Origin of the sequence: Campylobacter sp. RM16704 (assembly GCF_000816245.1) — a bacterium.
Taxonomy (GTDB): domain Bacteria; phylum Campylobacterota; class Campylobacteria; order Campylobacterales; family Campylobacteraceae; genus Campylobacter_D.
In genome coordinates, this window is the sequence record NZ_CP007769.1 from 1346333 (window position 1) to 1368842 (window position 22510).

General features: G+C 29.7%; 26 protein-coding genes. 6 read left to right on the top strand and 20 right to left on the bottom strand.

Annotated elements, in window-relative coordinates; translation table 11 throughout:
- Positions 1-3: 3 nt before the first annotated feature.
- The 10 genes from pth to lpxB all read right to left on the bottom strand — a co-directional run bounded on the left by pth (position 4) and on the right by lpxB (position 8953).
- Entirely contained in the window at positions 4-543 is a 540-nt protein-coding gene (gene pth, locus CAQ16704_RS06840; protein WP_039667483.1) for an aminoacyl-tRNA hydrolase, read from the bottom strand.
- Between the two features lies 1 nt (position 544).
- A complete protein-coding gene (locus CAQ16704_RS06845; protein ID WP_039667484.1) occupies positions 545-1081 on the bottom strand; it encodes a 50S ribosomal protein L25/general stress protein Ctc in 537 nt (178 codons plus the stop codon).
- Between the two features lie 162 nt (positions 1082-1243).
- Positions 1244-2215, bottom strand: a complete 972-nt coding sequence (locus tag CAQ16704_RS06850; RefSeq protein ID WP_039667485.1) for a transaldolase — start codon at positions 2213-2215, stop codon at positions 1244-1246.
- Positions 2212-2838 carry a phosphoserine phosphatase SerB gene (gene serB / locus CAQ16704_RS06855; protein WP_039667486.1) on the bottom strand — a complete coding sequence of 209 codons (627 nt, stop codon included), beginning with the start codon at positions 2836-2838 and terminating at the stop codon, positions 2212-2214. Before serB ends, CAQ16704_RS06850 begins: the two co-directional genes overlap by 4 nt.
- On the bottom strand, positions 2838-3356 hold the full coding sequence (locus CAQ16704_RS06860) for a chemotaxis protein CheW (protein ID WP_039667487.1): 519 nt from the start codon (positions 3354-3356) through the stop codon (positions 2838-2840). The genes serB and CAQ16704_RS06860 overlap by 1 nt, the downstream gene beginning before the upstream one ends.
- Positions 3357-3360: 4 nt before the next feature.
- Entirely contained in the window at positions 3361-5673 is a 2313-nt protein-coding gene (locus tag CAQ16704_RS06865; RefSeq protein ID WP_039667488.1) for a hybrid sensor histidine kinase/response regulator, read from the bottom strand.
- A gap of 2 nt (positions 5674-5675) precedes the next feature.
- Positions 5676-6629, bottom strand: coding sequence for a chemotaxis protein (locus tag CAQ16704_RS06870; RefSeq protein ID WP_039667489.1), 954 nt, complete (start codon positions 6627-6629; stop codon positions 5676-5678).
- A complete protein-coding gene (locus tag CAQ16704_RS06875; RefSeq protein WP_148308483.1) occupies positions 6629-7357 on the bottom strand; it encodes a UDP-2,3-diacylglucosamine diphosphatase in 729 nt (242 codons plus the stop codon). The genes CAQ16704_RS06870 and CAQ16704_RS06875 overlap by 1 nt, the downstream gene beginning before the upstream one ends.
- Positions 7358-7360: 3 nt before the next feature.
- Positions 7361-7846 carry a transcription elongation factor GreA gene (greA, locus tag CAQ16704_RS06880; RefSeq protein ID WP_039667490.1) on the bottom strand — a complete coding sequence of 162 codons (486 nt, stop codon included), beginning with the start codon at positions 7844-7846 and terminating at the stop codon, positions 7361-7363.
- A gap of 9 nt (positions 7847-7855) precedes the next feature.
- Positions 7856-8953, bottom strand: coding sequence for a lipid-A-disaccharide synthase (gene lpxB, locus CAQ16704_RS06885; RefSeq protein WP_039667491.1), 1098 nt, complete (start codon positions 8951-8953; stop codon positions 7856-7858).
- Between the two features lie 317 nt (positions 8954-9270).
- Between lpxB and CAQ16704_RS06890 the strand changes: the two genes are divergently transcribed.
- Positions 9271-10035, top strand: a complete 765-nt coding sequence (locus CAQ16704_RS06890; protein ID WP_039667492.1) for an ADP-ribosyltransferase exoenzyme — start codon at positions 9271-9273, stop codon at positions 10033-10035.
- 36 nt (positions 10036-10071) lie between these two features.
- Here CAQ16704_RS06890 and peb3 read toward each other — a convergent pair whose 3' ends face one another.
- The 4 genes from peb3 to CAQ16704_RS06910 form a co-directional block, all read right to left on the bottom strand.
- Positions 10072-10824, bottom strand: coding sequence for an AcfC family glycoprotein adhesin PEB3 (peb3, locus tag CAQ16704_RS06895; RefSeq protein ID WP_039667493.1), 753 nt, complete (start codon positions 10822-10824; stop codon positions 10072-10074).
- Between the two features lie 89 nt (positions 10825-10913).
- Positions 10914-11489, bottom strand: a complete 576-nt coding sequence (locus CAQ16704_RS06900; RefSeq protein WP_039667494.1) for a cytolethal distending toxin, subunit CdtC — start codon at positions 11487-11489, stop codon at positions 10914-10916.
- Positions 11490-11501: 12 nt separating this feature from the next.
- On the bottom strand, positions 11502-12305 hold the full coding sequence (locus CAQ16704_RS06905; RefSeq protein ID WP_039667495.1) for a cytolethal distending toxin subunit B family protein: 804 nt from the start codon (positions 12303-12305) through the stop codon (positions 11502-11504).
- Positions 12302-13129, bottom strand: coding sequence for a cytolethal distending toxin, subunit CdtA (locus tag CAQ16704_RS06910; protein ID WP_039667496.1), 828 nt, complete (start codon positions 13127-13129; stop codon positions 12302-12304). The genes CAQ16704_RS06905 and CAQ16704_RS06910 overlap by 4 nt, the downstream gene beginning before the upstream one ends.
- Before the next feature lie 133 nt (positions 13130-13262).
- On the opposite strand from CAQ16704_RS06910, the gene pepT reads away from it, so the two are divergent.
- Entirely contained in the window at positions 13263-14489 is a 1227-nt protein-coding gene (pepT, locus tag CAQ16704_RS06915; RefSeq protein ID WP_039667497.1) for a peptidase T, read from the top strand.
- Between the two features lie 28 nt (positions 14490-14517).
- On the opposite strand, the gene dcuC is transcribed toward pepT, so the two are convergent.
- Together dcuC and pepE are read right to left on the bottom strand one after the other, a co-directional pair.
- On the bottom strand, positions 14518-15813 hold the full coding sequence (gene dcuC, locus CAQ16704_RS06920; RefSeq protein ID WP_039667498.1) for a C4-dicarboxylate transporter DcuC: 1296 nt from the start codon (positions 15811-15813) through the stop codon (positions 14518-14520).
- 11 nt (positions 15814-15824) lie between these two features.
- A complete protein-coding gene (gene pepE / locus CAQ16704_RS06925; protein WP_039667499.1) occupies positions 15825-16529 on the bottom strand; it encodes a dipeptidase PepE in 705 nt (234 codons plus the stop codon).
- A 122-nt stretch (positions 16530-16651) separates the two neighbouring features.
- On the opposite strand from pepE, the gene surE reads away from it, so the two are divergent.
- From surE to blaOXA, 4 genes are read left to right on the top strand one after another with little or no spacing between them, the layout of a single operon-like run.
- Positions 16652-17425, top strand: coding sequence for a 5'/3'-nucleotidase SurE (gene surE / locus CAQ16704_RS06930; RefSeq protein WP_039667500.1), 774 nt, complete (start codon positions 16652-16654; stop codon positions 17423-17425).
- A complete protein-coding gene (locus CAQ16704_RS06935; protein ID WP_039667501.1) occupies positions 17418-18071 on the top strand; it encodes a dinucleotide-utilizing enzyme, molybdopterin/thiamine biosynthesis family 1 in 654 nt (217 codons plus the stop codon). Before surE ends, CAQ16704_RS06935 begins: the two co-directional genes overlap by 8 nt.
- Positions 18055-18504 carry a GNAT family N-acetyltransferase gene (locus CAQ16704_RS06940; RefSeq protein ID WP_039667502.1) on the top strand — a complete coding sequence of 150 codons (450 nt, stop codon included), beginning with the start codon at positions 18055-18057 and terminating at the stop codon, positions 18502-18504. Before CAQ16704_RS06935 ends, CAQ16704_RS06940 begins: the two co-directional genes overlap by 17 nt.
- Entirely contained in the window at positions 18501-19268 is a 768-nt protein-coding gene (blaOXA, locus tag CAQ16704_RS06945) for an OXA-493 family class D beta-lactamase (RefSeq protein ID WP_039667503.1), read from the top strand. The genes CAQ16704_RS06940 and blaOXA overlap by 4 nt, the downstream gene beginning before the upstream one ends.
- On the opposite strand, the gene CAQ16704_RS06950 is transcribed toward blaOXA, so the two are convergent.
- The 4 genes from CAQ16704_RS06950 to CAQ16704_RS06965 are packed head-to-tail and all read right to left on the bottom strand — an operon-like array spanning position 19242 to position 22400.
- The gene (locus CAQ16704_RS06950) at positions 19242-19940 is read right to left on the bottom strand and encodes a biotin synthesis protein BioC (RefSeq protein WP_052245030.1); all 699 of its coding nucleotides are present in this window, start codon (positions 19938-19940) and stop codon (positions 19242-19244) included. The two genes, blaOXA and CAQ16704_RS06950, sit on opposite strands and share 27 nt — an antisense overlap.
- Positions 19925-20551 (bottom strand): pimeloyl-ACP methyl esterase BioG family protein, encoded by a 627-nt coding sequence (locus CAQ16704_RS06955; RefSeq protein WP_039667505.1) that lies wholly within the window; start codon positions 20549-20551, stop codon positions 19925-19927. The genes CAQ16704_RS06950 and CAQ16704_RS06955 overlap by 16 nt, the downstream gene beginning before the upstream one ends.
- Positions 20548-21672 carry an aminotransferase class I/II-fold pyridoxal phosphate-dependent enzyme gene (locus CAQ16704_RS06960; protein ID WP_039667506.1) on the bottom strand — a complete coding sequence of 375 codons (1125 nt, stop codon included), beginning with the start codon at positions 21670-21672 and terminating at the stop codon, positions 20548-20550. Before CAQ16704_RS06960 ends, CAQ16704_RS06955 begins: the two co-directional genes overlap by 4 nt.
- Entirely contained in the window at positions 21672-22400 is a 729-nt protein-coding gene (locus CAQ16704_RS06965) for a TPR repeat protein, Sel1 subfamily (RefSeq protein WP_052245031.1), read from the bottom strand. Before CAQ16704_RS06965 ends, CAQ16704_RS06960 begins: the two co-directional genes overlap by 1 nt.
- Positions 22401-22510 lie beyond the last annotated feature (110 nt).

Genomic DNA, 22510 nt, shown 5'->3' on the forward strand with positions numbered 1-22510 from the left:
GCTTTAACTTTTTAGAGAATATTTTGAAGCAATTTCTTTGATATTAGAATCCAAAAGCTCAAGTAAGGCTTTTTTACTATGCTCTAAAACCTTAGCTAAGCTTTCCTTTTCACCTTGAGTAAATCTACCTAAAACATGAGAAATTACATCTTGTCCTTTTCCTACCCCTATGCGTATTCTTTCATAGGTATTACCGCAAAGACTATCTATGCTTTTAAGTCCATTATGACCGCCACTACTCCCACCTATTTTAAACCTCAATGTACCTAAATTTAAATCTATATCATCATGAATTACAATAATCCTATCACATTTATAATACTCACTAACAGCTTTTACACTTTCTCCGGATAAATTCATATAAGTGGAAGGTTTTAAAAAAAGAGTAGAAGAACTTTTAAAAAGTTCTCCTTTAAATTTAACATTTGAAAGCCTAGTTGTCTCTAAATCTTTTAAAAGCAAGTCAATTAGCATAAACCCTACATTATGTCGGGTTTGCTCATATTGTTCTCCTATATTACCAAGTCCTACGACCAAGGTCATTTTATCTTGCTTTTTCTACACCAACTACAGCTACTCTATCAGCATCTACAATAGTTACACCCTCAGGTACAACTACATCACGAACTAAAAGTGCATCACCTACATCAAGTTTAGTTACATCTAATTCAAAGTGATTTGGTAAATTTTCAGCTTTACATTTTACTTTTAATCTTCTTTTTGATTGAATTAAAACGCCTTTGTTTTTAAGTCCCATAGCTGTTCCTATTATTTTAACAGGAACCATATATTTAGAAATAACACCTTTTTGAGCAACTTTTAAATCTACATGTTTTAGCTGTGCAGTTACAGGATCTTTTTGATAGTCTACTACAACAACATTTAATACTTTACCTCCAACTTTTATATCAAAAGCTAAAGTAGTTTTTTTACGCACTTCTTTAATAAAATCATTGATTTTAAAAGCAGCATTAATATTTTCTAATCCTTTCCCATAGATGTTTGCGATTAGATAACCATCTCTTTTTAAAGCTTTAGCAGCTTTTCTACCGATACTCTCTCTAATAATGCCTTCTAACATCTCTTTCCTTTCTAAATAAAATAAAATATTGATTATATCTAAATAAGTTTATAATTTAATAAATTTTATAATACAATAATGCAAATATTTATATTTTACTAGATACTTAAGTAATTTAAATATTTAATAAATTTCTAAAAATTATTGCCAATATAAAATATATTATAAAGATTTTAAAATATTTTCATAAGCAATGCAAAATTGTTCTAAACCATCATCGAGTAAATCTTTACAAGCTTTACTTAAAGCATCTTTTGAGATATTTGCATTCAATTTTTTCTCTATACATTCATCTTTTAAAGGCTCTTTAAATGCAATTTGCTTACTCTTAAAAGCTTCAATAGCATCTAATGGTGCAGTATTAATAGCTTTATCGTAGAGCAATTCTTTAATATAATAATCTTTTTCTAAATCATCACCTTTAACACCAGTACTAGCAAATAACGCTCTAATATTTGCTTCATTTTGTCTGATAATATAATTATAAGCTTTAGTTGCAGTAAGAATTCCTATATAGTTTCTATCTAAAACTTGATTATTTAATAATCTATCAAAACGACTTACAAAAATACTAATAACAGCTTGTGGTTCTTTTTTTCTTGCAATATTATTTTTTCTAAATTCTTTTAAACCTAAATTTAATACTTCGAAGCATTTTTTGGTTTGTTCAAAATCAAAAACCAATGTAGCATTGACACTAATACCACTTTTCATTAATTCTTGCATTACTTCATAAGAAGCTTCTGTGGCAGGAATTTTTATCATCACATTTTCTTTTGCAATTTGCGTGTATAATCTTTTTGCTTCGGCTAAAGATAAACTAGTACTATCTTTTAATCTTGGGTCAATTTCAATGCTAATAAAACCATCATTATTTTCATAATAATTAATAGCTAATTTATCCGCGGCCTTGGCTATATCTTCTACCGCAAGATACTCATATAAAGTTTTTTTATCTTTAAGACTTGATTTTTTGATTTTTTCTTTATAAATAGCTGAGTTTAAAATCGCATTTTTAAAAATAGCTGGATTTGAAGTAGCACCATTAATAGTTTTTGAATTAATTAAGTCTAAAAATTCATGATCTAAAAATTCATTTTCTATAAAATCACACCACAAAGAAAATTTTTTCATTGTATTACCTTTATTATTTCTTTTAAATCTTTTTTATCTATACAAATATCTGCATGAGATTTTAAAATTTCTTTTGCGCAAAAAGCTATTTTTAAACCACATTCTTTAAACATAGAAATATCATTAGCTCCATCACCTACGCACATAATTTCTTCTGTTTTTAAGTTTAAAAATTTCTTAAGTCTTTGTAGTATAATACCTTTTGAGTTATTAAACATAATTTCTCCGCCAACTTTTCCTGTTAAGATGTCATTTTTATTATGTAAAAAATTAGCAAAACCAAAATCAAAATGAAGTTTGTTTTGTATTAAATCAATTCCTTCATGAAATCCACCACTAAAAACAATTATTTTTATGTTTTTACCTTTCAAGTATTCACACAATTCTTTTGCACCATTCATCAAAGGTAAATTTTCACAGCATTTTTTTACTTGCTCAACAGACATACCTTCGAGCAAAGCCACTCTAGCACTTAAGCTTTCAAAAAAATCAAGCTCACCATTCATTGCTTTGTTGGTGATTGTTTTAACAGCATCACCAACATTATATTCATCTGCTAATATATCGATAGTTTCCCCATCCATTAGCGTAGAATCAAAATCAAAAGCACAAAGTTTAATCATTAAAACTCACGCTTTAGCAAAGCTTCAGCTTTTAATATAGTTAAAATATTTTCCTCTCTTTTACCTATACCAAAAATCATGCCTTTTTCTTTTAGTAAGGTTTCAGGTGGTGGATCAATTCTATTTCTATGAATTTTGATAGCTTCGGTTAATCTATCAATAACAAATCCTGCATTACCTGCAGGAGTTTGATTACCATTAGACATACCTTTTAAAACAATATATCTAGTTTGAGGAGTCATTTTTGAACTACTCTGATTAAATCTTTTAGCAAGATCAATCAAAGGCATAACATTACCTCTCATATTAAACACACCTAAAACATAATCAGGTACACTTGGAACCCTAGTGTATTCTATAGGCTTGATAATTTCTTGGATATTAAGAATAGGAATAGCGTATTCTTCTTCTCCTACCACAAAACCAACAAGCTGAACAATATCCTCTTCTTTATCCACATCTGGTTCTGCAATTTGTGATTGTTGTTTTTGCAAAACCTGGCTCAATTTATCATTCATCTTCTTATCCTAGTTTTAAATTTTTTCTAACTACATTTTCTAAGTATTCTGGAGAGTAAGGTTTTGTAATATACTCTGTCATTCCTACTTCCACACCTCTTAAGCGGTCTGATTTACTAGTTCTTGAAGTTACTGCAACAAGCGGAAGATTTTTATATTTTGAATACTTTCTGATTTCACCTGCTAAAGTATAACCATCCATTCTTGGCATTTCAATATCAATCAGTACAGCATCAATATCATGCTCACCTGATTTGATTATATTTAAAGCTTCAACACCATTAGTTGCTTCTACAATACTCACTCCTAGTGGTTCTAGTGATTTTTGCATTATATTTCTATCCATTTTAGAATCATCTACTATAAGGACAGTATAATCACTTGGCTCTTCTTTTGTATTTTTTTTAGATTGAGACTCCATTTGAGCTTTAATATCTACTTTAATTTCTTTAGCAATATCCATCATAGCTGCTACATCAATAATTAAAGTAACTCTACCATCGCCACGAATAGTTGCTCCAGCTATACCTTGAATATTTTGTAAATATTCACCCATAGATTTAATAACAATTTCTTCTTGACCTATTAAAGTATCTACTATAATACCAAGCTTACTTTCAGCCACACCAATAACAACCACATAAGTTTGATCTGTGTTTTCAAGTACTTGTTTAACACCAAATACATCTGAAAGTCTTACCAAAGATAACACTTCATCTCTTAGTCTTAATACATTTTTACCTTCAATAGTATAAATATCATCAATTGGCACTCTAACAGTTTCAAGAACACTTGCAAGTGGAATTGCATAAAATTCCTCTTGAGTACCAACAAGTAAAGATTGAATAATAGCTAGTGTTAATGGGATTTTAAGTTTCATAACAGTGCCTTTTCCAAGTTCACTATCAATCTCAATTACACCATTTAATTTTTCAATGTTAGTTTTAACAACATCCATTCCAACGCCACGACCTGATACATTAGTAATTTTTCTAGCAGTTGAAAAACCTGGTTTAAAAATCAACGCAAATGCCTCTTTATCACTCATCTGATCAGCTTCACGTTCTGTGATTAAATTTTTCTCTATCGCTTTTGCTTTTAATATATCAGCATCTAAACCTTTACCATCATCGGCAATTTCAACGACAATATGATTTCCTTCGTTGTAGGCTTTAAGATTAACAGTTCCTTTTTCTGGTTTTCCATTAGCCACACGAGTTGCTGGATCTTCTATACCATGATCACACGAGTTTCTAATCATATGCATAATAGGATCGCCAATCTCTTCTACGATAGACTTATCAAGTTCAGTTTCTTCCCCTGAAATTTCAAGCTCCATTTGTTTACCAAGCTCACGACCTAAATCACGCACAACCCTTGGAAATTTATTAAATACTTTAGCAATAGGTTGCATTCTTGTTTTCATTACTGCAAGTTGAATATCTGTAGTTACAATACTAAGTTGGGATACAACTTGATTTAACTCTTCTAAGAATTTTTCCCCATCATATCTTTCTTCAACATCATCATAAATTTTTAATAAGCGATTTTTGCCTAATACAAGCTCACCAATTAAATTCATCAAGTGGTCAAGTCTTTTAACTTCAACTCTAATAGTTTGATCCATATTAGCACCGCTATTACCACCACCTGCTGCTGGAACTTTTTTATCCGCAGGATTTGTTGTATTTTGACTAGTTGCTGATTTGCTAGGAGTAGAAGCTACTTCTTCTTGTGCCTTTTTCTTTTCAGCACGTCTTGCCTGATCCTCAGCTTTTCTTGCTTTTAAAAGTCTCTCAATTTCTGCTTCAACTTCATCATCACTTAACTTGTTTACATCAACTTCAGGTTCTTCGGTCTTTGACTCTTCTATTTTTTCTTCTATTTTTTCTTCTGTCTTAACAGATGCGACAGAATCTAAACTTTCACCTTCTGAAATTGCTGTCAATCTTGCACAAATAGGAACTATATCAAGTCCAATAGCAGTATCATTACCATTATCTCTAATAGAATTTAATAAGGTTTTCATCATATCAATTGATTCTAAAACTACATCCATTACTTCTGGCGTAATTTTAAGCTCATTATGTCTTGCTTTATTTAAAACATCTTCCATGTGATGGGTAAGTTTTGTTAAAACATCAAAGTTTAAAAAGCTTGATGAGCCTTTAACAGTATGTGCAACACGGAAAATTCTATTTAATAATTCTAAATCTTCAGGATTTGCTTCTAGCTCAACTAAATCATGGTCAATTTGTTCTACTAATTCAAAGGCTTCAACTAAAAAATCCTCAAGTATTTCTTGAATATCTTCCATTTTTACTCCTCACCTTTTTCATGTTTTGTTATAATACGAGAAATTTCAGTAAAGAAATCACTTGCGTTGAACTTGACCAAATAACCATCTCCACCAGCTTCTTTAACACCTTTATCACTCATAAATTCATTTGATAAAGAGGAGTTAAATACAATAGGAACATCCCTAAATCTCTCATCATCTCTTACTTTTGCTGCAAAGTGAAAACCATCCATTTGTGGCATTTCAACATCACTTACAATAATTTTTAGATGTTTACCTAAATCTGTTCCATAGGCATTATAAAGCTCTTCTAATTTTTGCAAGCCTTCAACGCCATCTTTTGCCTCTACTACTTTTAAACCAATTTTGTTTAAAAGATCTTTAACAAGCTTTCTAGCAGTAGAACTATCATCTAATGCCAATGCCATACCATCGATTTTTTGAATTTTATCATCATCAATATCAGTTTGTGGAGTATAAATTCCAAGTTCTTGTACTATGCTTTCTAAATCTAGGATAAGTAAAACCTCATCTCCCTCAATTTTAGTTACACCTGTTATTTTACCTTTATCCAAACTACCTGCACTTGTAGCAAAAGTAGCCGGTTCGATATTTTTCCAATTAATTCTTCGAATTCTTTTTGCCTCATGCACAATAAAACCGATTAATACATTACTAAATTCGGTAATAATAACCCTAGGTTTTATATTTGTCATTTCTGGCTCTTGAATTTGCATCCATTTTGCAAGATTAATTACAGGAATAACTACGCCACGAAGATCAAAAATACCTTCAACATAATCAGGTACTCCCGGAATTTCAGTCAGAAAAGGAATTTTTATGATTTCTCTAACCTTAGAAACATTCACACCATAAATTCCCTCATAGACTTTATCCTGGCCTTGCTTAAAGATGCGAAAATCAACAAGTTCCATTTCATTTGAACCCGTTTTAATGACATTCTCATCAAACATTATGCCTCCTTAAGTTCTATTTTGTGAAATCTAATTTCTGGTTCGTATTTTACTATAAAAAAACTTTCCTTGTATGCAAAAGTAGCTAAATTTAAATATTTTGTGTTTTTTATTTCTAAGAATATATTTTGATGATAGTGACCTTCTATTACGAAATTTGTATCATAATATTTTAGACGTTTTTTTATTAAACTGGAAAAATTAGGAATTTCTCTAACAAGTTTTTTTTTGTTTTGATTTTGCAAGATTTTATGCGTAATTTTATATTTACAAAGGTTATTAAGAAAATTTAAAAAATAAAGCAAATAACGATTCCTTAAACTTTTTAAACAAAACTGCAAAAATGGTTTTAAAAAAATATCCCCATGAGCTAATTTTGCCAAGGTGTGATCTTGAAATTCACAAAGTAAAGGTTGCTGCTCTATGTTATAAACTTTAACATTTTTAAAAAATTTAGCCAAATTAAAATCATGGTTGCCTTCTAAATAAATAATTTCAATTTCACATGCAAGTTCTTCAAGTAAATCTATATAATCTTTTGCAAAGTTATGCGTAGCTTTTATCTCATAAATTAAAAGATCAAAAATATCGCCCATTAAAAAAAGCTGTGAGGTTTGAATTTTGCCATTTTTTAAAGCTTGTAAAAATTTCCAAAAACCACGCCTATTCTCATTTTCATGAGCATCAGCTATAAAAATAGCATTTTCTTTTATAATTATTTTTTGCAAAAATTAAAATTCCAAGGCTTTGTATTCTATAGAAATAATTTCAAATTCACTCTCGCCTTTTGGCAAACGCACTTTAAAATCATCCCCTTCTTTTTTTCCAAGCATAGCCCTTGCTATAGGTGAATTTATAGATATGTAACCTTTTTCTAAATTTCCCTCATTCACTCCTACTAAAGTATAGGTACTTTGTTTTTCACTTTCTAAATCTTCCACAACAACAGTTGATCCAAATTTTACACTATCATGCTCATAACTTGATGGATCGATGATTTGTGCTCTTGAGATTAAATTTCCAAGTTCAGCTATCTTTCCTTCTATAAAAGCTTGTTTTTCCCTAGCTGCGTGATATTCTGCATTTTCTTTTAAATCTCCATGGCTTCTTGCTATATCGATTTCTTCTACTACTTTTGGACGTTCAACTTTTTTTAAATGTTCTAATTCTTTTTCTAATTTTTCATAACCATATTTACTCATAGGTTCTTTTTGCATAATCTATCCTTATTTGATTTTATAAAGTATTTTAGCTAAATTTTTTGCACTTGCAAATTGCAAGTATTCTTTTAAAAAATCTACTTTATCAAAAAACGCCTTATAATTGTATTTAAGATAAGCTTGATATAAATTTTCCACATTCACGTGCTCTTGTAAAAATTCAGGATTAAGCTCGCTTTTTCCTGCAAAATCTAAAAAAATATTTGCAAGTCCTATATGTTTGAGTTTTACAAAACATCTTGCGATAAATACATCAATAGCTTTAGCTTTATAAGCAAGCACAAAAGGCGTGCCGACCAAAGCTGCTTCAAGTGTAGCTGTACCACTACAAATAAAAGCAAAATCAGCATTTTTTAGCACTTTTGGGGTATTAGTTTGAATTTCAAAATTACTCACATCCCCATAAAATTCTAGTCTTTTTAAATTAAACTCAGGCACACAAAGGATTTTTTTACCTTTAAATTTGGTACTTAACTCTCTAAAAATAGGCATTAAACGCTTTATTTCACTTTTTCTTGAACCTGGTAAAAATGCGATGGTTTTTACATCATCTTTTTTTGAAAGTATAGAATTTATATCATCTTGGTTTTTAAATTCTTTTATCTCATCTAAAAGTGGGTGTCCTACATAAGTGCTTTTGCTAAAAAACTCACTATCAAAAGGTAAAATAGAAGCTAAAATATCAAAATGACTTTCTATGATAGGTATGCGACCTTTTTTCCACGCCCAAACTTGAGGTAAAATATAATAAATTCGTTTTATTTTAGAATTTGCCTTTTTTAAAGCTTTTGCAAAGGGTATATTAAAAGCTGGAGAATCTACACATAAAATCACATCTATCTTTTGAGAAAAACTTAAATTTACAAGCTCTTTTATGGCTTTTTTTGCTTTTAAAATGAGTGGCAAAATCTCTATAAAACCCATAGCACTAAACTCATGTGAGCTATAAAGTGGTTTGGAATTTAAGCTAAATTTTTTACACAAGCTCTCATCATAAATTCCTACTAAGTCAAATTCTTTATATTCATTTTTATAAGCTTTTAAAACTTCTTTTAAATGTAAATTTGCTGATGGCTCTAGGGCGCAAACCAATATTTTTTTCATTCTCTATAAAACTCAAACATTCTAACTAAATTTAACTCAAGATTTTACCAATTTTTTAATTTATTTGACATAAATATACTCGATTATTTTTGATAATTTATAAAATTCAGCAAATAACTACGAATACTTTAAAATTGGTATAGTGTTTTATCTTTATATTTTATAGTTCAAATTACAATAGTTTTATAGCCTTAATAATATAATCTACAAAAAATATCTTCTCAAAATATATAAAATATCAATAATTAAAAAATTAGGATAAATTTTATCTTTAATTACCGATATAAATAATGTATTTTATTAATTAAGGATTAAGAATGAAAACAATATTTTTCGTATTGATTGTAGGATTATATAATATTTTGATGGCACAAAACGAATATAATGTTTCAAATGAAGAAACATATAGAAAATTTACTAATGGAAAAGAAGTAATCAGTTGGTGGAGTGAATTATATGATGGTTTAAAATTATCAAAAGAAGAAAAAGATATTATTTATCAATATACTTATGGTCATTTTGTTGTAATCAATGATAAATTAAGAAATGCCATATCCTTATCTTCACTAGATACACAACAAAAGAATATGGTATCAAAACTCGATAAAGCATTGTCTAAGACTATAATCTTTGAAAATATTCAAGTATACAGATATGAAACTTTAGGATTTTTAACAAAATTGATAGACAAAAATTTATTAAAAGACATATATGAAAATGGTAAATTTACAGATAAAGCATCACATATTCTAGAAACTATTGATTACAAAAAATACAAAGATTATGGCTTTATGTCAACAACTGCTATTCAAAATAGTGTATTTCAAAGTAGACCTATAGAATTAATTATAAAAGTTCCAAAATACTCTAGCACAATGTTTGTTTCACTTAAAGATTTAGCAGCTTTTCCAACTCAATATGAATTTTTATTTCCTAGAAATCAAGTCATAACTATTGAAAAATATGAATTTTCCAGTAATAAAAAAAGATTAACTATCTATGCTAAAATGACTCCACCTTGTTACATCAATCAAAAATGTGAAGAAGAAAAAGTAGATAATTTAAAACAACCTAAAAATTAAAGCACACTAATTAAAAGTGTGCTTATAATAATGCTTTTATTTTTTCCAACCATACTTTGCAAAAATTTCTTTTGCTTCATCACTGCTTAAATAATTTATAAAATCTTGCACTTCTTTACTTGAATTTTCTTTAGCAACTACATTTAAAGTTCTATAAACTACCAAATCTTTTTCTATTGCCACTGCTGTGCCTATGTCAGGATTGCTTTTTGACCAATCAATCCAAGTAATCCAAGCATCAGCTTTGTTTTCAGCAAAAAGCTTTCTAGCACTTCCACTATTTGGGGTAAAAGCAACGATATTTGATCTGAATTTAGCTATAGTTTGAATATCTTGAGTTCTTCCTATCATATCCTCCCAAACTCCAGTTCCAGAAGTATTGCTTTTTCCAGCACCTTCAGGTACAACAATCTTTACTTTTTTATTGGCTAAATCTTTTAAACCTTTGATTTTCAAAGGATTACCTTTTTGGGTTAATATAATAGCTTCTCTAAAATATAAAGGTTTAATTTTAGAAATATTAAAATCATCACCAAAATCACTTGCAATAGCTAAAGCTGACTGATCAGAAGCTCCAAATAAAATATCAGCATCTTTTTTAGCTTTTTCAAACCAAGTAGCTTGTGGGCCAAAATTTACATTAACTTTTATACTCGTTTTTTCATTAAATTTAACCGCAACATCTTTCAAAGCAGTGTGAGGACCACCTGGACCATATAAATTAATCTCTGCATTTACTAAACTAACTAAAAGAGCACAAGCTCCAAACAAACTAAGAATTTTTTTCATCAATATCCTTTATATCAAAAATAAAAAAAGGGAGCGGGTATTATAGGCATTTCATATTAATAAAAATAAATACCTATAATTATAGATATTTATTGTATAGGAGTTGCTTCTACTATAGCTGGAGTAAAAAACATTAACTCGAATAACTCTAAAAATAATCCAGGATCTAAAGTGCATTTTCGTATACCAAAGCGGTTTTCTATAGGGACATTTGGATTAAAAAATGTAATCATACACTCTTCTCCACCTTCAACCAAAGATCTAATTTGAACAGCAGAAGATGTTGTAGGCATTATAGAAAAAACCGTTTCTAGTTTACCATCTTTTAAATCCTCCTTACAAGACTTTCCGCCAAAAAAACCACTTTCTAAAATAGCCAAACAAAGATCATCATCACTTGGATTAACAAATTGAACATAACCAAAAGGTAATTCTTCTGCTAAATTATCTTTTTTTTTCAATTCATCACTAAGTATTATTTCTCTTAAAATCCAATTTTGATCTTCTAATCTATCTGAAGTTTCTCTAAAAGGACTTAAAGAAATTCCTGTTTCTAAAGATCTAATAGCAAACATAGGGGTAAAATCAGACAAATCTCCTTGAGAGGGATTTACAGCAAACAAAAAATTAAAAAACATAAAAATTATAATGAATATTTTTTTCATCATATAAACCTTCTAAAATTTTCTAAAATTCACTGGAAAATGATCAGATGCTAAAAAAGTTCTAAGCCCAGCTAAAGCCAAAACAGCAAGAATAGCTGGTGGTGTATAAAGTGTTCCTTGATTTGAATTTCCAGTTACAGCATAGTCAATAGTGTTTCCACTAACTTGAGTAAAAGAAGGTGGAGCTACTATATTAATACGAGATCTTAAGTCTGGATCAAGTAAAGGTACAAGATTACCAGGACTTCTATTAAAATCTCCCATAATCATCCAATTAACATTTGGCATATTCCTAAAATGCATATCTACAGCTGTTACTATAGCTCCAGCATCATTACCTCCTCTTGCAAGTGCATGAATCGAGAAAAACACATCATTACCTATACGAATTCCTATTATAGGACGAGATAAAACAGTTGGTGGAGGCAAAACTATCACTTCATCTGCTCTAGTCCTACTAACTATAGCCATATTTACACGATTTGCACCAACATCAACTCTTGAATAATAAATAAAAACTGAATTTGGACGAGCTAAAGAGCCTAAATTCCATATATATTCGTGAATTGGTATGCCTATTCCTACTGGCTGCACCTGCCTTGAAGTCATCATTGCTGTAGATGGCAATACTCCAGCTTCTTGAACTGCTAAAACATCCAAAGGATCATTTCCACTAACTAATTGTCTTATGCTAATATTCCATTTGCTTTCAGTAGATGCTGAAGACCCTTGCAAATTCCAAGTTCCTGCATTATAATTTTCCAAAGCACCAAAAACCAACTTTATACTAAATATTAAAAACAATATTATTTTCATTTTAAACCCTCAACTTCATAAGGTAAATTTGCTGCAAAAGGAGGTGTAGTAATATACCATTGTCTATCCAAATTTTTTTCTCCAAACTTCAAACAACTAGTTAAATAAATATTAAAAAAACTGAAATTAAAATCATTCATCACATTTGTAATTGGAGTTTGTATACATTGCTGCGTAGCAAAATTTTGAATTTGAAAAGATCCATTACTCATAGGAAATAGTCTCCAAAATTGCGCATGATTAGTTTGATCACAAGGATAATGTACTATTCCTTTTCCATAGGCATTTAAGCAAGTGTTAGTCCTTGCATTTTTAATCATAACCATGTTGTTTGGAAATTCTATCAACTGCCACACCCTTGCATCACCAAAACCTTTACTATTAAATATAGTATATCCCCAAATCCAATTACCAGCAGCTAAAGCCCAAACCGTTAACAATGCGCCATTTGGATTCATAATAGCTACAAAATTACTCGGAAAACCTCTATTTTCAAACACCGAAACATCATTAAATTCGCCATTTGATTTAAATCTAGGCATAGGACCTTTTATAGCATTATCTCCATTAAAAGAATTTGTTCTTATAATTGGTGGATCTAGAGGTATTGCTGGAATCAAATCCTTGCCATCAATTAACGCGGGAGTTTTTTGTTTTACAGGAGGAGTAGGAGTTGAACCTAACTTTAAAGGATCTTTGTCGTTTATTTTTCCAAAAGAGCGACCTAAAGGATTAATATTTTGCTCCTTTGTAGAACATGCCGTAAAAAATAATACAAAGCTTAAAATAAAAAATAACCATTTTACACTGAAATTTCCACTCATTGTTTTATCCTCATATATTATTATATATCAAGCAATAATTATCATATAAAAAAATTATAATAATTATATAATATTTTTTTAAAAAAAAGTATCATATAATTTTCAATGAAAATTAAACATGAAAGGATATCTTATGGATATAGTGGAAAGATTTATTAACTACACTAAAATAAATACTACGACTAGTAGAGAAAAAGGTGCAGCAGGTATAATGCCATCAAATCCTACAGAAATGGAACTTGCAAAGCTACTAGAAAAAGAGCTTAAAGAACTTGGTTTAATTAATGTTAAAAGAAGAGATAACACTATTACCACAGCACTTTTACCAGCAAACACACCAAATGCTCCAAAGATAGCTTTTTTTGCACACTTAGATACTAGTATGGAACAAACTAATGACACTAAAGCACAAATTACTCACTATCAAGGAGGAGATATTTGTTTAAATGAAAATTTACAAATTTATTTAAAAGAAAGTGAATTTAAAGAACTTAAAAATTACATAGGAGATGATATTATCCACACAGATGGTACAAGCTTACTTGGTGCAGATGATAAAGCTGCAATTGCTGCTATTATGAATATGCTTGAATTTTTTGTTAAAAATCCTGATGTTAAACATGGCGATATCTATGCTTGCTTTTTACCTGATGAAGAACAAGGTTTAAGAGGCGCCAAAGCTTTTGATGTAAAAGAAATAGATGCTGATTTTGGATATTGTTTAGATTGTTGTGGAATTGGTGAGTTTATATATGAAAACTGGAATGCTGGAGATTGTGAAGTAGAATTTATAGGAAAATCAGCCCATCCTATGAGTGCTAAAGGCAAATTGATAAATTCTTTAATATTAGCTCACAAATTTATATCAATGTTGCCAAATGGAGAAGCTCCAGAATATACAGAAAATAAAGAAGGATATTTTTGGGTTAAAGAACTCAAAGGAAACAGTGCTAAAACTATTTTAAAAATTGACATTCGCGAATTTGATGACATAAAATATACTCAAAGAATGGATTTCTTGCAAAATTTATGTGATAGTTTTAAAAAACTATATGGAGAAGAAAGAATTAACATAAAATTAAATGATAGATATAAAAATGTATTTAATTCTTTAAAAACTACAGACTCTCTTCCTATAAAACTAGCCTTACAAGCTTATGAAAATTTAAATATTACACCAAAAACCATTCCTATGCGTGGAGGTTATGATGGAGCAGTGCTTTCAGAAAAAGGATTACCTTGCCCAAATATCTTTACCGGTGCTCATAATTTTCACTCTATTTATGAATATCTACCTGTTAAATCTTTAAAAGCTGCAAGTAAAGTTATACAAGAAGTTGCTATCTTAGCGGCAAAATAAATTTTAAGCCTTGAAAAAGGCTTAAAATTTACAATAAAACAAAAGCAATTACAATAACTGAAATAACACAACCTAGTGCTGTTCTTTTAACTATTTCTAAAGGACTAACTCCGGCAATAGCTGAAACTATAATACAAGCACCTAAAATAGGTGAAAGATATCTACCAAGTACTGCTGACATTGCAACTGCTGTACCAAGTTTAACCTGATCAAAACCAAGATCTTGTGCGTGGATTGTAACAGCTTTATTAAAAGCCATAGCTGCGGCATCACCACTTCCTGTAACAGTTGCCATTAAAAATGGTATAAAAGTTCCACCAAAACGTACATAATGTTGTTCATTTTTGAGCCATTCTATGATGATATCAATCACACCACAAGCTTTTAAACCTGCAACAAAAACACTAGCTGCTATAATAATACCTATAATTTCTGCATAAGACTTACCCATACCATTAAAAAACTCTTTACAAATAACATCTGGCTTGGTCCAAGTAGCCACTATAGCTACGATAGCACCCAAAAGCATTGCTTCAGCAACTCCAACCTTTTTAGTCCATGCAAGAAATTCATATGAGTGTAAAGGACTTGCACCGATTATTAAAATTACCAAAGGAACCAAAGGCATTAGAGCATAAAGTATATTTACTTTCTCTATATTGTCTTCTTCTTTTTTATTTTGGTTTGCCACCTCAAAAACTTTACCTTTTTGATAATCTTTAAAAATCAAAGCCATAACCACCAAAGAAATCATTACAATAACTCCTGCAGTTAATGCATTTGGAGTTTGAACTAAAATAATTTCTTGTATATTCTTTCCGGAAATTTCAGAAATTAAAGCTGTATGTGAAACTCCTGGACTTAGTATACCTCCCATTGTTCCACAAAGAACTGCAGATGCTGCCATAGCAGGATGAATTCCTGAAGCCATTAATAGCGGTATTAAAGTGGCACCAACTGCAGCAGAACATCCAGCAGCTGAAGGTATAGCTATAGCAATAAAAAAAGTTACCATAAATGCAAGCGGAATTAAAAAAAATCCTACATTTTTTAAAGGAGTGGTTAAAAATTTCACTAAATGCTTATCGCATTTTGTCACTTTCATCACAAAAGCAAAACCCATACTAGCACATATAGCTTTAATTAAAGCAGGCTGTATCATAGAATGCGTAAAAGCACTTAAAGCTTCAATAGGCTTAAATGCAATTAAACACAAAACAAAACCAACACCAATTAGTGCTGTTTTTGTTTCAACTTTTTTTATCAGTAAATACACTACTGCTATAGTACCTAATATCGCAACTAAAAGATAAAAGCTTTGCATATTTTCTCCTTTTATATTTTATATGTTTGATTAATTTTTAGATATTCTATATTAAGCGGATATTGCATTTTCAATACATCATAATGCCCTATAATTTTTACTTCATTATTTTTAACTTTTAAAGCTGAACCCTCTGGAATGGCATAAATAGTCTCGTTAGGATTTACAATTAAAAATTCTTCCAAACGTTCTTCCCTACTTTCTCCATTATGTCCAGGAATTTTACCACTAATAAAATGTGGATTAATTTGATGAGGAAATACCCCTAAACTATCAAAACTTTTTGGCATAATTATAGGCATATCATTAGTTGTTTTTATACTAGTTCCAGCTATATTTGACCCAGCACTCCAGCCTATATAACAAGCTCCTTGTTTGATACGATCTTTTAAAATTTCAAGTAAATCATTTTCGTATAGTTTATGCAAAAGCATAAAGCTATTACCTCCACCAACTAAAAAAACCTTTGCATTTAAAATTGCTTCTTTTAAATTTTCAAAGCGGTGTAATGATTTGATATTATCTCTTTTTAAACCTTCTTTTACTTTTGCCTCATAGGCATCAGGTGTTCTTCTAACTCCAGCATAAGGTATAAAAAGAATTTCTTCATTACCCATAGCATTTTCTTTTAAAAAATCATCTATAAATTCAGCAGTATGATTTAAATATCCGCTGTCTTTATAGCTAGAAGCACTAAAAAGTAGCAAGTTTGGCATTGCTCTCCCTCCCTAAATTTTGATTTAAAATTATAATTTTAATATTTTAAAAATAAAAAAACAATTTATTTTTTTAAAAATATTTTATTACTTATGTTAAAATTCAAACTAAAGGAAGTAAAATGAAAGAAATTTTAATAACAAATGATGATGGCTACGAAAGTGAAGGTTTAAAAAAACTTATAAAAATGTTAAGAAAACACTTTAAGGCAAAAATCACCATAGTAGCACCTGCTAGTGAAAAATCAGCATGCTCACACTCTATAACCTTAACCAAACCCTTAAAATTTCAAAAAGTAAAAAAAAGATTTTACAAGCTTGATGATGGCACGCCTGCAGATTGTGTGTATCTAGCTTTACATGCTTTATATAAAAAGCGTTTGCCTGATCTTGTCATAAGTGGGATCAATAAAGGTGCTAATGTGGGCGAAGATATAACCTACTCAGGAACTTGTGCAGGTGCTATGGAAGCAGTGCTTCATGGAATTCCCGCTATTGCTTTATCGCAATTTTACAAAGATAGTCAAAAAGAGCTTGATTATAAACTTGCTCTAAAACTTACCAAAAAAATAGTCAAAAATATCTTTGAAAAAGGTTTTCCTTTAGACAAAAAAGAATTTTTAAATATCAATTTTCCTTCTAGCAAAACAAGCTTTCAAGGCTTAAAAATTTGCAAAGCAGGTAAAAGAATTTATAGCTATGAAGCACATTCAAATACAAATCCAAGGGGAGTAGAATACTACTGGTTAGCTGCTGCTAATCTTGATCATGAAAATGAAAAAAACTCAGATATAGCACTTTTAAAACAAGGCTATGCCACAATAACCCCTATAATGCTTGATCTAACAGCTTATAAACAAATGAAAAATCTTAAAAAATGGTTAAAAAATGGATAGATATACACGCATAAAATGGCTTGTAAATGAAGAAAATTTTATAAAATTTCAAAATACAAAAGTCTTAGTATGTGGTTTGGGTGGAGTTGGTGGAATTTGTGTTGATACACTTTTTAGAAGTGGTTTTAGTGATTTAACTTTAATCGATGCAGATAGATTTGAAACTACTAATCAAAACCGCCAACTTCATAGCGAAAATATAGGCGAAGAAAAAGCTAAGGTTTTTGAACGCATTTACAACGCTAAAGGCATAGTTAGTAAAATTGATGATGAGTTTTTAAAAAGTTTTGATTTAAGCGAATTTGATTTAATCATTGATGCGATTGATGATATACCTGCTAAGGTTGCTTTGGCTAATTTAATTGATTTAAAAAAGCAAATTTTTATCTCTTCCACTGGTGGAGCTAGGAAGCTTGATCCAACGCGTATTAAAACAACGAGTATATTTAAAACCCATGGCGATGCCCTAGCTAAAAAATTCCGCTATGAGCTTAGAAAATCAGGTTTTAAAGGAGATTTTGAAGTGGTATTTTCAGATGAAGAAGCTCATTGTAAAGATCTTGGCTCATTTATGGGTGTGACAGCTTCTTTTGGACTTGCCCTAGCTTCTTTAGCTCTAAGGAAAGTGCTTGATAAGAAAGCTTGATATAAAAGATTTAGCTTCTTGCATCAAGCTTTTTAAGCAAAGTGTATCAATGCTTTGTAAAAACGATTACACAAAAGAACAAATTCATGCATGGACTAATATAGACCAAAAAGCTTGGGAAGAAAAATTCCAAAAGCAACTAGGTTTTGTTTATGAAGAAAAAGATAAAATCATATCTTTTATAAGTATAAATTTAAAAGAAAAAACACTCGATCTTTGCTTTACTTATGTAAATTTTGCATATCAAGGTTATGGCAAAGCTTTATTAGAATTTGCTTTAAAGAATTACCCTTATAATGAAATTTATACTTTTGCTAGTCTTAGTGCTAAAAATTTCTTTTTAAAAGCAGGATTTAAAATCATCAAAGAAAACATTGCTATAAGAGATCAACAAGAATTGAAAAATTTTTTAATGAAAAAGGAAATAAATTGAAAAAAATACTTTTACTTTTTAGTCTTTTTTGCTCTTTTGCTTTGGCAAATGAAAATTTAAAAGATCTTTTTAAAGATTACAATGAAAGTGGAGTTTTTATAGCTTATGATGGTAAAAAGTATTATAGCAATGACTTTAAAAAAGCAAACAAACGCATTCTACCTGCCTCTACTTTTAAAATTTTCAATGCTTTAATCGCACTGAATGAAGGCATTGTGAAAGATACTAATGAAATTTTTTATCATTACAAGGGCGAAAAAGTATTTTTACCATCTTGGAAAAATGACGCAAATTTAGCCCTAGCTATGCAAAGATCTCAGCTACCTGCCTATAAAGAACTAGCTAGAAAAATAGGCTTAGAAAAAATGCAAAAAAATCTAGATAAATTAAACTATGGCAACCAAAAAATAAGCAAAATCGATGAATTTTGGCTTGATAATTCTTTGCAAATTAGCCCCAAAGAACAAACTTCTTTGCTTTTTAAACTAGCAAATTTAAAATTAGATTATCTTAAAAATATACAAAAAGAAGTTATAAATATAATAAAACTTAGCGAAAATGATCATTATGAATTTTTTGCAAAAACAGGCTGGGGTTTAGATAAATATGGACAAATCGTAGGTTTTATAAAAGATAAAAAAACTCATCAAATTTATGCTTTTGCTTTATGTATGGATATAAGTGATTTTAACAAGCTTTATTTAAGAGAAGAATTAGCAAAAAAATATCTATCAAATTTAATAAACTTGACACATAAAAAATAAAGGATGATAAGTCAAGGTATTTTGAAATTCTTTTTCATAGTTTTTTAAAAATGCCTTGCTTATGAAAAATTTATCACCCAAAGCATTAACCCCGCTTAATTTCAAATGCCTAAAAAGCTCTAAAGTATAATCAAATTTTAACTCTTTTAACTCTTCTTTTGCTTTTATGATCTTAAATTTTTTAGAAAGTTTTTGCGAAATTTGCTCTAAGCTTAGATACTCAAGCGATAAATTGGTGCTTTGCTTAATTTGAGTGAAATTTTTTTCTCCAAAAGTAGAAAAAAGTAAAATTCCATTTTTATTTAGCACAAATGCAAGATTTTCTAGAAGTTCATCTATCTTTAGCCACTGCATACAAGCATTTGAAGCAATAAGATCAAATTTTTTCGTATAAAAATGATGATTTTTAAGTTCATTCATATCAAAAACGCCAAATTCATCAAATTTACAAGGATTTTCAAAAGGATAAATATCATTTAAAAAATAATGTTTAAATTTGATACTTTCTTGCAAAGCCTTACTAAAAACCCCTACCCCACAGCCAAACTCAAATACCGCTTTAAAATCGCTAAAATCATTCTCGCTAAGCATTTTACAAAGCTCATTAGCCATAGCTTTTTGCACAGGTGTATTTGTGCTATAAGTGTCTTTTGCTCTTATGAAAGTTTGCAAAGCTCTTCCCAAGCATGGTATTTAAAAAATGCAAAATGTGGCTCATCGACAAACATTGCCTTTTCTTTGAAAAAATTAAAAGCATGTTTTGGTGGAAAGATTTTATCATCATTGCTAATTATGGCTTTATCCCAAGCGAAATTTTCGTTTAAATCTTTAGTGCAAAACTCATATAAGCTTAAAAGCTCTTCTTTTAAATGCTCGTTTTTTTCAAAGTAAAACTCATCACTTAAACTCATTCTTTTTTCAAGCAAATTTGCTTTAAAGTCCTTTAAAGCAAACCTTTTCATCGTAAGTTTAAAAATGGCTTTTTTGATCCCAAATTCATCATCTATAGGTAAATTTGTACCATTTATGGCTATTTTTTGTTCAAATTTTATATCTTTTAAAATTTTACTCGCTACACAAACTCCCATAGAAAAGCCAACAAGAGTGATATTTTCAAATTTATGAAGATCAAATTCCCAATCAAAACTCGTATAATCATACACCATTAAAACATTTACATCACTTTTTAAATGCGTAAAATGGCTAAAATGTGAGCAAAACCCTGAAAAAAATAAAATCAACTCAGATGAATTTGCATTTTCATGTAAAAAATGAGTTTTCAAAGTACCTCCAAAACCTTTTCTAAGTCTTTTTTCACTAAACCAGCATGTAAAGAAAAGCGAATTCTAGCTGTATTTTTAGCCACGGTTGGTTCTTTAATAGCAGGTGCGAAAATACCATTTTCTAAAAGCTTTTGAGAAATTTCACTAACTAAAGAATTTTGCCCTAAAATAAAAGATATCACATAAGCCTCGCCTAAAACTGCACCTTTACTTGCTAAAGCATTTTTAAACCAAACGCTTAATTCTAAAAGCTTTTTTCTTTGAGCGCTAAATTCATGCAAATGCTTAAAAACATGCAAAGTCCAAGCTACATTTATAGGTGCAATAGCAGTTGAGTATATAAAGGCTCTTGCTTTGTTGATAAAAAAATCTTTTTCATCACTTATCATACAAGCTCCCATAGAAGCTATAGCCTTACCAAAAGTAAAAACTAAAAAATCCACTTCCTTTTCTAAGCCCAAAAATTTCACATAACCCAAACCATCATCACTAAAACACCCTATGCTATGAGCTTCATCAATGTAAATTTTGATATTTTTAAACTCTTTTTTTAAATTTATGAATTCTTTTATAGGTGCAAAATCCCCATCCATACTAAATAAAGCTTCACTTACTATAATGATATTTTCAAATTCTTTATAATGCTTTTGCACTAAGCTTTGCAAATGCTTTATATCATTGTGTTTAAACCTTATAAATTTAGCCCCGCCAAGCCTTAAACCATCGATGATACTTGCATGCACTTGCTTATCTGCTAAAAATAAAGTATTTTTAATGCTTGCTAAAGCTTGCAAACAGCTAACATTTAAGGCATAGCCGTTGTTAAAATGCAAGATTTTTCTACCTAACTTAGCTTCCAAAAAGTTTTCAAATTCATCAAAAATCGCATAATTTCCACTCAAGCTTCTTGAACTTGAACTAGAAAATTCAAATTCTTTTAAATGTGTTAAAAAATCTTGCTTTAATGCTTTTTCATTGCTTAAATTTAAATAATCATTGCTCGCTAAATTTAGCAATTTTTGCCCATTATAAACGACATATTTTCCCTCATGTTTTAATGAGCGTAGAATTCTAAAATTATCTTGTTGTTTTAACTCATCTAAAATTTGTGCAATTTGCATTATTGTTTAAGCCTTGCGTAAGCTTGACAACCTAAATCATTTTTTAAATCACAAGCCTTGCCAAAATACTCTAAAGCCTTAGAAGTGTCTTTTCTAACGCCTTTGCCAAGTGCATACATAACTCCAAGATTAGAACAACCAGCTCCATCATTTAAATTACAAGCTTTTACATAAAGTTCAACTGCTTTAAAATTATCCTTTTTTACACCTTGTCCATTTGCATACATGAAACCAAGATTAGAACAACCTAAACCATTTTCTAAGTCACATGCTTTTTGATATAATTCTACTGCTTTGAAATTATCTTTTCTAACACCATGTCCATTCGCATACATTACACCCAGATTAAAACAACCCAAGCCTTTTTCTAAACCACATGCTTTTTGATACAATTCTGCTGCTTTAAAATTATCTTTTCTTACACCTTTTCCATCTATATACATAACACCCAGATTAAAACAACCAGCTCCATCATTTAAATTACAAGCTTTTACATAAAGTTCAACTGCTTTAAAATTATCCTTTTTTACACCTTGTCCATTTGCATACATGAAACCAAGATTAGAACAGCCGTCCCCGTTATTTAAATCACAGGCTTGTTTGTAATACTTTATAGCGTTTATATAATCACCACTCTCATAAGCTTTAAATCCTTTTACAAATAAATCCTCTTGCGAATATGCAAAATTTAAAAATAAAATCACTAAGATAATCAAAACTTTTTTCATACTTTACCTTTAAGTTTAAGATAAAAGCTAATTATATAAATATTTTCTAAATAATCCTTTTTCATTTTAAAGCATAAATTTGAGTAAAAATTGTAGTATCATTAGTAATA

Coding starts and splice junctions, on each gene's coding strand:
- pth (WP_039667483.1), bottom strand. CDS start 543: ATGACCTTGGTCGTAGGACTTGGTAATATAGGAGAACAATATGAGCAA.
- CAQ16704_RS06845 (WP_039667484.1), bottom strand. CDS start 1,081: ATGTTAGAAGGCATTATTAGAGAGAGTATCGGTAGAAAAGCTGCTAAA.
- CAQ16704_RS06850 (WP_039667485.1), bottom strand. CDS start 2,215: ATGAAAAAATTTTCTTTGTGGTGTGATTTTATAGAAAATGAATTTTTA.
- serB (WP_039667486.1), bottom strand. CDS start 2,838: ATGATTAAACTTTGTGCTTTTGATTTTGATTCTACGCTAATGGATGGG.
- CAQ16704_RS06860 (WP_039667487.1), bottom strand. CDS start 3,356: ATGAATGATAAATTGAGCCAGGTTTTGCAAAAACAACAATCACAAATT.
- CAQ16704_RS06865 (WP_039667488.1), bottom strand. CDS start 5,673: ATGGAAGATATTCAAGAAATACTTGAGGATTTTTTAGTTGAAGCCTTT.
- CAQ16704_RS06870 (WP_039667489.1), bottom strand. CDS start 6,629: ATGTTTGATGAGAATGTCATTAAAACGGGTTCAAATGAAATGGAACTT.
- greA (WP_039667490.1), bottom strand. CDS start 7,846: ATGCAAAAAGAACCTATGAGTAAATATGGTTATGAAAAATTAGAAAAA.
- lpxB (WP_039667491.1), bottom strand. CDS start 8,953: ATGAAAAAAATATTGGTTTGCGCCCTAGAGCCATCAGCAAATTTACAT.
- CAQ16704_RS06890 (WP_039667492.1), top strand. CDS start 9,271: ATGAAAACAATATTTTTCGTATTGATTGTAGGATTATATAATATTTTG.
- peb3 (WP_039667493.1), bottom strand. CDS start 10,824: ATGAAAAAAATTCTTAGTTTGTTTGGAGCTTGTGCTCTTTTAGTTAGT.
- CAQ16704_RS06900 (WP_039667494.1), bottom strand. CDS start 11,489: ATGAAAAAAATATTCATTATAATTTTTATGTTTTTTAATTTTTTGTTT.
- CAQ16704_RS06905 (WP_039667495.1), bottom strand. CDS start 12,305: ATGAAAATAATATTGTTTTTAATATTTAGTATAAAGTTGGTTTTTGGT.
- CAQ16704_RS06910 (WP_039667496.1), bottom strand. CDS start 13,129: ATGAGTGGAAATTTCAGTGTAAAATGGTTATTTTTTATTTTAAGCTTT.
- pepT (WP_039667497.1), top strand. CDS start 13,263: ATGGATATAGTGGAAAGATTTATTAACTACACTAAAATAAATACTACG.
- dcuC (WP_039667498.1), bottom strand. CDS start 15,813: ATGCAAAGCTTTTATCTTTTAGTTGCGATATTAGGTACTATAGCAGTA.
- pepE (WP_039667499.1), bottom strand. CDS start 16,529: ATGCCAAACTTGCTACTTTTTAGTGCTTCTAGCTATAAAGACAGCGGA.
- surE (WP_039667500.1), top strand. CDS start 16,652: ATGAAAGAAATTTTAATAACAAATGATGATGGCTACGAAAGTGAAGGT.
- CAQ16704_RS06935 (WP_039667501.1), top strand. CDS start 17,418: ATGGATAGATATACACGCATAAAATGGCTTGTAAATGAAGAAAATTTT.
- CAQ16704_RS06960 (WP_039667506.1), bottom strand. CDS start 21,672: ATGCAAATTGCACAAATTTTAGATGAGTTAAAACAACAAGATAATTTT.
- CAQ16704_RS06965 (WP_052245031.1), bottom strand. CDS start 22,400: ATGAAAAAAGTTTTGATTATCTTAGTGATTTTATTTTTAAATTTTGCA.